This window comes from uncultured Alistipes sp. (genome assembly GCF_910580175.1).
Lineage (GTDB): Bacteria > Bacteroidota > Bacteroidia > Bacteroidales > Rikenellaceae > Alistipes.
The window spans coordinates 36,380-49,318 of the sequence record NZ_CAJTXD010000005.1; the positions used below are offsets into that span (position 1 = coordinate 36,380).

The following is a 12,939-nucleotide window of genomic DNA, read 5'->3' on the forward strand; positions in this document are numbered from 1 at the left end:
CTATGGGATATACTGCCGAGGATGAAGCCCTGATCAAGGAAAAATGGGACGCCCTGTTGCTCTCGTGCACGAACATCTGCAAAAACGACGAGGACTGGAATTTTATAAAACGTGCCTTTTTCTTGGCCAAGGAAGCTCACGCAGGAGTACGGCGCCGCTCGGGCGAACCGTATCTCCTGCATCCTATTGCAGTAGCCCGGATCGTGGTGGACGAAATCGGTCTGGGCGTGAAATCGGTCGTGGCGGCGCTCCTGCACGATGTAGTGGAGGACACAGAATACACGGTCGAGGACATGGAGCGCATCTTCGGGCCGAAGATCGCATCGATGGTCGACGGGCTGACAAAGATGTCGGGCGTTTTCAACGCCGATACGTCGGAACAGGCCGAATATTTCCGCAAGGTACTGCTGACCCTCTCGGACGACGTACGGGTAATCCTCATCAAGATCGCCGACCGCCTGCACAACATGCGCACGCTGGGGGCGATGCCCATGAACAAGCAGATCAAGATCACGGGCGAGACGATCTACCTTTTCGCTCCGCTGGCCTACCGGCTGGGACTCTACTCGATCAAGAGCGAGCTGGAAGACCTCTGCATGAAGTACCGCTTCCCGCAGCAATACGCCGAAATCACGCAAAAGTTGCAGGAAAGCGAGGCTTCGCGCCGAGAATTCATCGACAAATTCAACGCCCCGATCATCGCGGCACTCAACCGAGACAACTTCAACTACGAGATTTCGGGCCGTGTAAAGAGCATCTACTCGATCTGGAGCAAGATGCAGCGCAAGCAGATACCGTTCGAGGAGATCTACGACCTTTTTGCCATACGCATCGTATTCAAGCCGCTGTCGTTCCCCTCGGAGAAGACCCAGTGCTGGCAAATCTACTCGACCATTACGGACATCTACACCCCCAAGCCCGATCGGCTGCGCGACTGGATATCGATGCCCAAGGCCAACGGCTACGAGGCGCTCCACTCGACGGTCATGGGGCCGGACGGCGTGTGGGTGGAAGTGCAGATCCGCACGCAGCGCATGGAAGACATCGCCGAACGCGGATTCGCAGCCCACTGGAAATACAAACATGCGACCATTTCGCAGGACGAAGACGAATTCGACAAGTGGCTGAAACAAATCCGTGCAGCGCTGAACAGCCCGACGGAAAATGCAGTCGACTTCCTGGATAACTTCAAGTTGTCGCTATATACATCTGAAATAGTAGTTTTTACCCCCAAGGGCGAGCCGCGCAAGATGCCGTTCGGAGCAACAGCCCTCGACTTCGCCTACGACATACACTCGAAGATCGGCAACAGCGCAATAAGCGCCAAGATCAACCACAAGCTCGAACCGATCACTACGCAGATCAACAACGGCGACCAGATCGAAATCATCACGGCGGACAATGCGCGCCCCAAATCGGAATGGCTTGAAGTCGTAACGACAGCCAAAGCCAAGCAGGCGATCAAAAGTTTCTTGAAGCGCGAACGACAGAACAACATCGAACGCGGCATGCAGCTGCTCGAAGACGAGATGAGAAAACTCAACATCAACTTGAGCGGCCGCGTACTGCGCAAGATCGTCCCCATCTACAAATGCAACAACAAGGAAGAGCTATACAGCAAGATCGGCGCCGGCATCATTCAACTCGACGACCTGGACAAAGCGCTGAAAGTCAACTCGAAAAGCAAGGTGCTGAAATTCTGGACGCTTTTCATCCCCAAGAAATCCGACAACGGTCTCGACGACAACACATTGGACGAAAATATATTACAAGAATCGTCTCAAGCAGAACCTCAATTCAAGATCGCCAAATGCTGCAACCCGATTCCGGGCGACAAGGTAGTAGGCTACCGCGATCCGGCGACGGGCGACATCATCGTTCACAAAGCGGCCTGCGACGAACTGAACCGCCTGGCCTCGCAATATGGCAAAAATATCGTCAAGGATGAAATCAAATGGTCGCAGCACAAGGCCATGTCCTACCTCGTTACCATCGAGCTGCGCGGCATCGACCGCATGGGGCTGCTGCTCGACCTGGCGAAAGTCGTGAGCGACGATTTCAACATCAACATCCGCGAAGTGAACATCCACAGCCATGACGGCATATTCGAAGGCGGCATCAGCCTTTATGTAAAGGATGCCGAAGGCCTATATGCTGTGATGGACAAACTGCGCAAGATCAAAGGCATCGAAAGCGTCAAACGCACCATGAACTGACAAGCATATGGAAGATTTCGGCCCCATCATCTGGGTATTAGCAACCTTGGGCGCACTGATTTACAGCGGAGTGTCCAAATCGAAGAAAACTGCGAAAAAAGGTGCCGCAATCCCCAAAGGGATACCCGGCGAAGCATGGCCGACCACGCATATGCCCTCGCCGAAACCACAAACGAACCGCCGTCAGCCCGCTACCGAGCTGCATGATGTGGCCCACTCGGCGCATTCACGTTCCGAGCGCGCAAACGAAGCCTATCCAGTCGGCCGACACCTACCCAAGACACCGTCCCGAGTCTCTCAGCGTGCCGCAAAAGCCCATCGCGCCACGCAATTTCCCCGAATCGGCTCCAACACGATCGAGACTGAAACAACACACGCCCTGCACCGCAACCCATCGGCAAAAGAAGTAACGGCCATATCGCCTGAAAAAGCCCCAGCACGCCCGCAAATTACCCTCAATGAAGATTTCGACTTGCGACAGGCGATTATCATGTCCGAGATTCTACACCCGAAATTCGACGAATAATGCACCGAACACCCGGCCGGCACCCAGCGGCATCCGACATTGCGACTAAACCCGCCGCCCAGGCTTCAGAAAAAGCCCCAAGAAATCGTCGGCGCCAATACCGCATGCTTGGACTATGGGGCGCAGTAACGATTGTCTGGGATACCCTGGTAGCAACGGACATATTGCCATTCAGCCGCGCCGCAAGCACTGTATTACTCATAGGATATATATACTTGGCGCTCATTCTCTCGAACAGCAAAATCCGCAAACACAACTCCAAACGTTTTTAAACTGCATCCGAACGCAGTTCCAGCCGTTTTAAACGATCATCGTCGGAACACCATTCATCCATAAAACCCGGACAGGGTAGATGACCAGGGAGGGCGCATCTTTACACTTCGATTCGGCCCTCACACACTCGCTCCACACAATTTCCAGCATACGACAGACAAAAACACGAATCACATCAAACAATATTCCTTATGGCATCTATTTTCTCACGCATCATTGCCGGCGAAATTCCATCCTACAAAGTCGCCGAAGACGAAAACTACTACGCTTTCTTGGACATCAATCCACTGACGAAAGGCCACACGCTGGTAGTGCCCAAACAAGAAATCGACTACATATTCGACCTGGAGGATCGCACCCTCGCAGGCATGATGATCTTTGCTAAAAAGGTCGCAGCCAAAATTCAACGCGAAATAGCCTGCAAAAGGGTAGCATTAGTCGTTTTAGGCTTGGAAATTCCGCATGCACACATCCATCTGATCCCGATCCAAGACGAAAACGACGTCGATTTCCATCGAGAAAAGCTCCATTTGACGCCAGAAGAGTTCCAAGAAATAGCCGCAAAGCTGTCCGAATAGGGACTGATTTACATTTCTTAAGGCGCTGTAAAACAGAGTGTAAAGGTATTAAACATGCCTACGCTCTGTTTTTTATTTAACATAATATACACGACTAAAATTTCAAGATTCAATTTCTTTGTCCGGTAGGAATAAGAGCAAGAAAATTGCTTGAAAAATCCAGAAAAAGGGTAGAATATTTACATATGTAAATGCATAGTATTTCAATTGTGCACACTGCAGATTACAAATGTAATTTATAAATTCATAAACCAATGTTTATTATTTACAAATTTCATCACACATTAAAAACCCTACAAGCCTCACGATTATCCTTTCAAAGACAGCATTAAATCATTAAACATGGACAAAATATCTGATGATTACCAGAAATATAAGCAATTTATATAATCTAAAATACACGATCAAGTCGATGAAATACTCTTACCGAGACACCTTTGAGATTAGAACATATTATTTTATTTAATATCTATTAAATATCAATGATTTAATAGATATAATTAAAGTAAGATCACAACAATATACCTTTATCCTATTTTAACAATATAAATGTATTTACAATTGTAAACTACTCCGATACTTATTAACATTTTACGAATGTATGTTTTTCTTGTTTTACAAAAGAAAACTTTTTATATTTGTAAAAAATTAGGCGTATGAGGGAAAAATTGCTCGATCTGATGAAAAGCGAAGGGCTGAAGTCAAGCCAGCTTGCCGAAATGCTCGGAATCAACCCGGCGGGAATCTCGCATATTTTGGCCGGACGCAATAAACCCGGATTCGATTTGCTTCAAAAGATTCTCCGCCGTTTCCCCCGAATCAATCCCGACTGGCTGCTGCTCGACTCCGGCCCGATGTATCGTGACGACGCCCAGTATCCGGCAACCGGAACTCCCGAAAATCTTTCAGCTGCTTCTTCGTCTGAAACCGTCCGAGATTCCCGACGTCCGATTTCCGAAGGCGATCTTTTTGCAACTCCGATAGACAATCGGCAAATTGCCGCGACGCTTTCTACTGCCGGACAACTTTCGGAACAATCCGCAACTTCGAAAATCAAAAACCATCCGGCCGCGGTAAAACGCATCGTTATATTTTATGAAGACGAAACTTTCGAATCTTATGCGCCGACAACACGCTAAAATTTTTCAGCCGGCCTCCGGCCCGAAATAACGCCTTCTCCGACACTTCAGCACACACTTCATTTATTTGTTCGATCATCCAGCGCTTCCACACCTAATTATATATAGGTGCGGAAGCGGAGCCATGCAACACGGTCAACCGCCCATCGCCTATAATCCTAAACCCAAACAGTGGGGCATCCCTGACACAAACGACATTACGGCCGGGGCTGGAACATATCGAAGCGCGACGACCGCCTGGGCACATCACAATGTGCCCAACTGGAACGCCGATACATTGATGACGATTTCATATCGACCCCAGCAGATGCTGCGGAATCGGGGTAATAACTGACGGCCATGCTGTCGTACACACGGATGCGGGCATCGCGAGGAAGCCATTTTGCAAAGCGTAGACGTAGAGACCTTGCACAATAATGCAATCGATCCTGGATGGGGTCACGGGGCAAGGCCGAGGGAGCAGGGAAATAGCCGGCCGCACCAATGGCATTGCGCCTGCGGCGATACGTTTGCGGCCGGCTCCCTGCCGCGGGCTGGCGCAGGCCGTGCCAAACGAGGCCGCAGGGGCGTGAAAGTCCGAGTAAGTCGCCCCGGCGGGCCGCTCCAGCAGATGCCGGCCGGGGCGAGGTGCAATCCAAGCCAAAAACCGGGTCATCGATCGATTACTTCACGCCAGGCATCCAAATCGTCGTATCCGATCGGATCGAGGTCGGACACATCGATGACAATTTCGTAGCTGTAACGTTTTAGCAAATCGGGGGGGGGCAAGGCATAGAGCCATGAATCGAAAATCGATCAACCGAAGACACGCCCTTGCAAAATTAGCCGCGATGTTGATAGTCACAACAATCGTTTCCCACGCGGCTGTCGGATACAAACGACCGTCTTCGCGCAGAGCGATCCGGCTGTTCTGCGGGTCCAATATTCCGAACAAGCAATTTGACCGCGCAGAATCAACATATCTTGGCAGTTGTCTCGGCATTCGATAAGCACGGTCAGACACCCGACAACATGAACCGGACATATAAAATCGAACAGGATGGATGCGCAGTCGAAGCTGGCAACGTAGGTGTGGATACCGTTTTGTAGCTGTTGAGATGGAGCGACACGTTAACATCCAGAATCCGGAAATCCCGTATACGCCGGATGATACGGGAGTTATTCAAGTTACGGAATGCATCGCACAGCTTGCAATAGATGAAATACCATCGGCATCCTTTACTAAAGGCTGATGCCGCCATTCCCGATTGGTCATTTGATCGAATTGGATATGATAAGTCGGTTTCGAAGTGCCAGGTCGTGAAGCTGATCGATCGGCACGTCGAACCGGGCAGCAATCTGCGAGAAATTGACCTCTCTTTCAGGTCGCGCACTCGGTTTGATATTTGTATAGGAACCCGCACATAGCGCGGTTTACAGCGCATTTGGGTCGCCGAAATTTCGTTTTTTATTGTTTTAACAGCATAGCAATTGATTGATTGTTAGTGTGTTTTACATATGTTCCCTCAATTAGTTTACGGTATCCGTGTACACCATATTAACCAACTGGTTAGCTGTTATTCTGCGGCAAATGCAGGTAAATAATATTACTATTATGTTAAATATTGGGTATGCAAAATAAAGGGGGTGTGTAAAATAATAAGCTTGTATTGTTAGGATTATAAAGGATAAATAGCAATTATTCCCGTCCGCGGACATCGAACCGCGCATGCGCCCCTCGGCAACTGGCGTCAGAGTATCGGCGGCAAGGTCTCCGGGTGCATGAGATTGAGTTTGTAAAGCAACCGCTGCGGAAATAAGACGGTATCGCCGTGGCGGAAAGATGGAAAACCTTCAGGAATATTAAGGTTCCAGGCCAAAACCGGGTCATCGATTAATTACTCCGCGCCATAAATTTCCAGGCGCAAGGCTGTGGCCTCTATACGGAGAGCATCTCCCTGAAAGAATGCCGCTACGAAATTATTATCGATGTGTCCGATCTCGATCCGCTCGGATATGACGATTTGGATGCCTGGCGTGAAGTAATCAAACGCCTGCGCCGGCCGGATCGCGATAGTGTCCGACAAGCAACCTCGGGATTGTCGTCGAACAAAGTGTCGAAATCCTCCGTCCATGCTTCCGGCTATTCCCCTATTCTACTTGTATTCCGGCCAATAAGTGTCATCGAATATTTTACGCACCAATATACTACGTAAATATCTGATTAATAAACTATTACATATTTATATCCCTACAATGTTTCTTTCTATTAAAGATTAATATTATATTTGCTAATCTATAAAACAGCTTCTATTTTCATGTAACTTCATAAAAATCAGCATATTATAATGAAGTTTACCTCAATAAAAATCTTGGTTTTACTATCGCTGTGGGCCACCGTATCCTGTTCGCCCCAACAACAGTCCGGCGGGCAGGCGTTTTATGTCTCGATCGCTCCGCTCAAAGAGATCGTCGGTGGTATCGTTGGCAACGATTTTCCGATTTATGTACTTGTTCCGTCCGGTGCCAGTCCGGAAACCTACGAGCCTACACCCAAACAATTCATCGCATTGAACCGGGCTGAACTTGTTTTCAATGTGGGGCTTATAGACTTCGAAACCACCCTCTTGCAGAAAATCGAAGACCAAAAGAAAATAGTGCACCTCTGCCATGGAATCGACTTGACGACAGGCAGTTGCTCGCACGGTCACCGCCACGATCCGGCCGGCGATCCGCATCATGCGCACGGTATCGATCCCCATATCTGGACTTCGCCGCGCGCCCTGCAACGGATGGCGGACAACGCCTATGAGGCGATCCGGGCCGCCTACCCCGATTCGACAAAATACACCCGCAATTACGAACGATTAAAGCAACGGCTTAAGGAACTGGATAAACGCACTGCCGAGAAATTGGCACAATGCGGTACGGAGTGTTTCATCATCTACCACCCTGCCCTTACCTACTACGCCCGCGACTACGGCCTGCAACAGATCGCCATCGAATCCGACGGTAAGGAACCTTCGGCCCGCCGCTTGGGCGGCGTCATCCGACAAGCCCGCGCAAAAGGCATACGTAAAATACTGTATCAAAGTCAGTTTCCGGCTTCAGCAGTGGAGACCGTCGCGCACGATATCGGCGCACAGCCCGTACAGATCGACCCGTTGCGCGAAGATGCGATAAACAACATCGACGAAATAACCGGCCTCATAACGAACGAATGAATCTGATAACGCTACATAATATCGGAGTAGCTTACGACGGTTACGAAGCGCTCCGGCATGTCGATCTGGAGATCGCCGACGACGATTTCCTTGGCGTGATCGGTCCCAATGGCGGAGGTAAAACCACGCTGGTCAAGGCTATTCTCGGATTGGTGCCCCACAGCGGCAAAATCGTTTATGCGCCGGAACTATTCCGGGGCAAGGAGCGCTTGATCGGCTACATGCCCCAGCAGTCGGATTTCGACCGTACGTTCCCGATTTCGGTACTCGAAACCGTACTCTCGGGGTTGCAAGGCCGCCGCGGATTCCGCAGACGCTACACCGCCGACGACCGTCGCGCCGCACGCCGTCTGCTCGAAACGGCCGGCTTGGCCGACATCTCCGACCGTCCGATCGGCGAAATATCGGGCGGCCAGTTGCAACGCACGTTGTTGTGCCGGGCCGTGATCGCCGAACCGCGGCTGCTGATCCTGGACGAACCGGCCAACTTCGTCGACAATAAATTCGAAAACGAACTCTACCGCATGCTCCGCCAGCTGAACGAGCGGATGGCCATCGTGATGGTTTCGCACGATGTCGGTACGATTTCGAGCGTTGTGAAAGAGATCGTATGCGTCAATCGGCTGGTGCATCGCCACCGCTCGAACCGCCTGACCGAAGAGCAGTTGCGCAACTACGACTGCCCGATCCAGCTTCTTTCGCACGGCCATGTCCCCCACACGGTGCTGGAGCACCACCCGGGCGACTGCTGCTGCGACCACGAATAGAAATCCCCGCCAGACCGGCGGGGATTTTGCGACAGCACAACGAAGCATTGCACCGTCATTCGGATGATCCGACGGCAGGCCATGGCGCACTACCCTGCTACTGCCGGAATCGGATTACTTTTCGCCGTTGATCTTGCTCAACTTGTCGAAAAGCGCATCGAAAGCCGCGATCATTTCGGCACGCAGGGCCGCGTAGTGCTTGCGGACAAGCGATGCGTTGTGCGGCTCGGCGGGATTCATCGCCTTGGCGAACAAGCTGTTGCGCACGGCGACGGCCTCCTGCATCACGGCGAAGATCTCCTGCTCCTTGGAGGGCTGGAAACACATGGCCATATCGCAATCGAAAACGACCTCTTCAAGCCGGTAGTCGATCTCCTTCTTCAGGTTTCTCAAATTTGCCATATCGGAATCATTAGATTTTTTACTCGCACAAAGATACGAAAACCTTTCGGAATAGCAAACAAAAAAACGAGGTGCCGGAGCAGTTGCCGGCACCTCGCATGCGTATGGCGCTTGTCGCCCTATCGTCGTCCCATTTCGCGGGCTATCTTGCGTTCGGCCTTTGCGGCTTTCTTGGCTGCTTTGGCTTCCTTCTTGGCCATTTTCTTGGCCGCCTTTACCTCCTGCTTGTCGATGCGCTCGGCCTCGCGCGAACCGGAAGCCGCCATTTCACGGCCGTTGCGGATGTCCCGTCGGGCTGCCTTGCGCACGTTGTGCGCATTGCCAGAGTATGCCGACGCATCGGGATCGGGCATCTCGACAACAATACCGGTAATCACTTCATCGATCTCGCCGCAGTAACAAGTCTGCACCGGCTCGCAGACCTGGGGCGCAGGCTGAGGTGCGGGAGCCGGTTTGGGCGCAGGTTTGCAAATCCGCGTGCGCTGCTCGACAAGGCTGCCCTCGTCATAGTTGATCGTCATGGATACCCGACGCACCGGCGGCAGAATATGTTCGGCCATATAAGCCCATACGGCAGGCATTTTCTTGAGCGACAACTCTTTCTGCTCGGACGACTCCGAGCCGTCGATGATGCGCAGCACGGTTCGCTTTTCGGGCATGGACGACTGCGCCACCAGCTTGCGGCACATATCCCAATCCTCGGCTACAAAAGCAGTCTTGACATTGAACTTCTTCGAAAAACCGTACTTCTTGTCCACATAGTTGCGAAAATCGCGGGCGCGGTTCTTGGCCAGCTGCTCGTTGAAGGCATGCGGGCCGTCGGGCGACGCATAACCCGTGATGACGACCGAGTTTACCTTCATGAGCGAATCTTTCAGCAGCCCCGTCATGAACGTGTTCAGTTCGTTGAGTTGGCTGCTGTTGCCGGCAAGCATGGCGTCGAGCGTCGCCAGATTGATCAGATAGCGCACCGAATAATCGTTGTCGGCCTGCCGCTCGACGATCGACCGGCGCACAATGTAATCCCCGTCGGCAGTCTCCGACAGCACCACGGTATCGGCCGTACGTGCCGCCACCGCGCTCCGCGTCTGGGCCGCAACCGGAGCGGCGGCGCACAGAGCCAGAGAAAAAGCGAATGTTGTAAAGATTGTTTTCACGCTAAAATAGTGTTAGTCATTGCTGCCTACCCGCTCGCAAGATTCATACCACGATTGCGCAGAAACCCCGGGCCGCAACCTTGCCCGGCCGCAGGCTGCCGGCGCCGACCGCAAAAAAAAGGAGCTATCATTGCCCGAAACAGATTTATCCCTATCTTTATGCAATGAAAAGGTCGAATAACATTCTAAAAAGCTGCATCGGTTTATTTGCCTGCACCTTCGCATGCACAGCGGCGGCACAGACTTTCGACGACGAATACCATCCTTTCGCCGAATACGAAGAGCCGCAGCCGGCCCTCTCGCCCGATTCGACGCTTTTCTACCGGGCCGTCCAACAACCAGTCGACCTATACACCGTCAACAGTCGTTTCGTCCTGCCTCCCGTGGCGCTGCGCCGGCGCGGACAGCCGTCCGACATGCAAGCCGCCGCACTCGACGGAAGCGAAGTTCCATATCGGGCTTATCCGATCCTGCGCACCTTGGGCGCCGAGGAGTTGACGACGGCCGGACTGGCCATGACCCGCGAACGGACGGGCACCGCGGGCGGTGTGCGGAGATTCGACTTTTCGCGCAGCAGACCGCTGCTCCCCTACCGCGCGTCGGTTTCTTTTTCGGGCCGCAATTACCTGATGGGTGCCAAATTTTCGGCCACGGGCGAATGGCTGCGCGGTTGGAACTGCTGGGCCGCCCTCGACCTGCGCACGGGCCGCGACCTCCATGCAGCCGGAGTCTTTACCAATGCCCTGACCCTGGGCTGGCGCTGCGAGAAGCATTTCGGCGAAAACCACCGGCTTGCGTGCACGGCGATCGTACCGCTTTCGATGCGGGGAACGCGTCTCTCCTCGACCGAAGAAGCCTTCACGCTCACGGGCGATCGGCTCTACAACCCCGCGTGGGGATACCAGAACGGCAAAGTGCGCAATTCGCGCGTGAGACGCGAGGCCGTACCATGGGCCGCAGTTGCATATCATGGCATCGTGTCGCCCGCCACGGAAGTTGCAGCCTCATGGAGCATGCAGGCCGGCGTGCAGAAATACAGCTCGCTGGGCTGGTACGACGCCCGTACGCCCATGCCCGACAACTACCGCTATCTCCCCTCGTTCACGGCCGACAACGAAACCGAGCAGGCATGGCGGTCGAACGACCCGCGCTACACGCAGATCGACTGGGACGGCTTGATCGCCATCAACCGCATGGCCGACGGCCAAGCCGTCTATGCACTCGAAGACCGGATCGAACAGCTTTGCGACATGCAGGCCAACGCGACCTTTACCTCCCGCCCCGATCCGCGTCTGACGCTCGACTACGGTCTCCATGCCCAACGCACATCGACCCGCAGCTACAAACGGATGCGCGATCTGCTGGGTGCGCGCTATGTGATCGACATCGACCAATATCTGGTGGACGACGCCACCTACGGCAACCGGCTTGAAAACGACCTGCGCCATCCCGGGCGCAAAATCGGCCGCGGCGACCGCTTCGGCTACGACTATACGCTGGCGCAACTCCGGGCAGGAGTGCATCTGCGGGCATCCTGGCGCACCGACCGGTTTCGGGCCGACGGAGCGGTCGAAATCGGCGGAAGCACGGCGCACCGCCGCGGCCGCATGGAAAAAGAGCTGTTTCCGGGCGATCGCTCCTACGGTCGATCCCGGTCGATCCGCACGGCGACCTGTCTTTTCAAGGCCCTTGCCGGCTGGGCTTTTTCGCCGCGCAGCTACATCGAACTGACCGCCGCCGCGGGCATACTCCCATCCGACCCCGAAGCGCTGTTCTACCAACCGCTCTACAACAATCGGATCGTGGACAAGACGGCGCCGGAACAACTCTACGCCGCAGAGCTGAACTTCCGGCAAAACAGCCGCAATGTCGACTTCGAATTCATGGCTTTCATCACGGGCACGTTCGACGGCATGGAGACCCGCCGCTACTTCGACGATCCGCAGGGTCTCTATTGCGACATGGCGACCGCCGGAATCGGCCGCATGGCCTGCGGCGTCGAAGCCGCCGCGTCGATCCGCATGGGATATCGCTGGCGTCTCTCCCTGACGGCATCGGCCGGACGCTACACCTATGTGCGCAACCCTCGGGTAACGGTCATATCCGACACCGACAACGCCCCCATCGATATCGACGCGGAAAGCTACATGGGAGGATGCCGGATCGGCGGTGCGCCCCAACTGACGGGCAGCGCCGAAATCCTCTACTTCGGGCCGAAAGGCTGGGGCTGCCGCTTATCGGCAGGCTATGCGGGCATGCGCTACGTCGAACCGGCCATCTTGCGCCGCACGGCCCGCATTGCCCGCCAAAGCGGCACCGTACCGGAAGACTTCATCCTTTTCACGCATCAAGAACGGCTGCCGGACGCTTTGACGGCCGACTGCTCGATCTTCAAATCGTTCTACATCGGGCGCTCGCGCCTCACGGCATCGCTCATGATACACAACCTGCCGGGCATGCAGACGCCCTACAACGGCTATGAATCGCTGCGCATCCGCCGCATCACGGCCGGCGGCACCCTATTCTGGCGTCCGCACGCCTCGCGCTACACCTATGCCTACGGCCGGACATTCCGGATCACGGTTTCGTACGCATTCTGATTCCGCAGCAAAAAATGGCGTTTTTATTTGGCTTTTCGCCGCAAAATTCTTAATTTAGGAAAGCCTAAACCTCTAAAA

10 protein-coding genes are annotated in these 12,939 nt (G+C 53.7%); 7 read left to right on the top strand and 3 right to left on the bottom strand.

The genetic code is table 11. The features are described from left to right. Positions 1 to 2 precede the first annotated feature (2 nt). From QZ298_RS06940 to QZ298_RS06955, 4 genes are all read left to right on the top strand, one after another. Complete coding sequence (locus QZ298_RS06940) at positions 3 to 2,216, top strand: RelA/SpoT family protein (protein WP_296007231.1); 2,214 nt, start codon at positions 3 to 5, stop codon at positions 2,214 to 2,216. Between the two features lie 7 nt (positions 2,217 to 2,223). Next, positions 2,224 to 2,742, top strand: a complete 519-nt coding sequence (locus tag QZ298_RS06945; protein ID WP_296007234.1) for a hypothetical protein — start codon at positions 2,224 to 2,226, stop codon at positions 2,740 to 2,742. Between the two features lie 464 nt (positions 2,743 to 3,206). After that, positions 3,207 to 3,593: an HIT family protein gene (locus tag QZ298_RS06950; protein WP_296007235.1), complete on the top strand. Its 387-nt coding sequence runs from the start codon at positions 3,207 to 3,209 to the stop codon at positions 3,591 to 3,593. Positions 3,594 to 4,249: 656 nt separating this feature from the next. Continuing rightward, positions 4,250 to 4,732 (top strand): helix-turn-helix transcriptional regulator, encoded by a 483-nt coding sequence (locus QZ298_RS06955; protein WP_296007239.1) that lies wholly within the window; start codon positions 4,250 to 4,252, stop codon positions 4,730 to 4,732. A gap of 1,877 nt (positions 4,733 to 6,609) precedes the next feature. Here QZ298_RS06955 and QZ298_RS06960 read toward each other — a convergent pair. After that, a complete protein-coding gene (locus QZ298_RS06960; protein WP_296007242.1) occupies positions 6,610 to 6,798 on the bottom strand; it encodes a hypothetical protein in 189 nt (62 codons plus the stop codon). A 261-nt stretch (positions 6,799 to 7,059) separates the two neighbouring features. Here QZ298_RS06960 and QZ298_RS06965 point away from each other — a divergent pair, with 261 nt between their 5' ends. Together QZ298_RS06965 and QZ298_RS06970 are read left to right on the top strand one after the other, a co-directional pair. Next, on the top strand, positions 7,060 to 7,935 hold the full coding sequence (locus QZ298_RS06965) for a zinc ABC transporter substrate-binding protein (RefSeq protein ID WP_296007245.1): 876 nt from the start codon (positions 7,060 to 7,062) through the stop codon (positions 7,933 to 7,935). After that, a complete protein-coding gene (locus QZ298_RS06970; protein WP_296007248.1) occupies positions 7,932 to 8,702 on the top strand; it encodes an ABC transporter ATP-binding protein in 771 nt (256 codons plus the stop codon). The genes QZ298_RS06965 and QZ298_RS06970 overlap by 4 nt, the downstream gene beginning before the upstream one ends. A gap of 114 nt (positions 8,703 to 8,816) precedes the next feature. Here the strand turns inward: QZ298_RS06970 and QZ298_RS06975 are convergent, their stop codons facing one another. Together QZ298_RS06975 and QZ298_RS06980 are read right to left on the bottom strand one after the other, a co-directional pair. Then, positions 8,817 to 9,104, bottom strand: coding sequence for a hypothetical protein (locus tag QZ298_RS06975; protein ID WP_296007253.1), 288 nt, complete (start codon positions 9,102 to 9,104; stop codon positions 8,817 to 8,819). Between the two features lie 119 nt (positions 9,105 to 9,223). Next, entirely contained in the window at positions 9,224 to 10,261 is a 1,038-nt protein-coding gene (locus QZ298_RS06980; protein WP_296007256.1) for a hypothetical protein, read from the bottom strand. Positions 10,262 to 10,425: 164 nt separating this feature from the next. Between QZ298_RS06980 and QZ298_RS06985 the strand changes: the two genes are divergently transcribed. Then, complete coding sequence (locus QZ298_RS06985) at positions 10,426 to 12,861, top strand: TonB-dependent receptor (RefSeq protein WP_296007259.1); 2,436 nt, start codon at positions 10,426 to 10,428, stop codon at positions 12,859 to 12,861. The last annotated feature ends 78 nt before the right edge of the window (positions 12,862 to 12,939 follow it).

Coding starts and splice junctions, on each gene's coding strand:
- QZ298_RS06970 (WP_296007248.1), top strand. CDS start 7,932: ATGAATCTGATAACGCTACATAATATCGGAGTAGCTTACGACGGTTAC.
- QZ298_RS06975 (WP_296007253.1), bottom strand. CDS start 9,104: ATGGCAAATTTGAGAAACCTGAAGAAGGAGATCGACTACCGGCTTGAA.
- QZ298_RS06965 (WP_296007245.1), top strand. CDS start 7,060: ATGAAGTTTACCTCAATAAAAATCTTGGTTTTACTATCGCTGTGGGCC.
- QZ298_RS06945 (WP_296007234.1), top strand. CDS start 2,224: ATGGAAGATTTCGGCCCCATCATCTGGGTATTAGCAACCTTGGGCGCA.
- QZ298_RS06940 (WP_296007231.1), top strand. CDS start 3: ATGGGATATACTGCCGAGGATGAAGCCCTGATCAAGGAAAAATGGGAC.
- QZ298_RS06955 (WP_296007239.1), top strand. CDS start 4,250: ATGAGGGAAAAATTGCTCGATCTGATGAAAAGCGAAGGGCTGAAGTCA.
- QZ298_RS06985 (WP_296007259.1), top strand. CDS start 10,426: ATGAAAAGGTCGAATAACATTCTAAAAAGCTGCATCGGTTTATTTGCC.
- QZ298_RS06950 (WP_296007235.1), top strand. CDS start 3,207: ATGGCATCTATTTTCTCACGCATCATTGCCGGCGAAATTCCATCCTAC.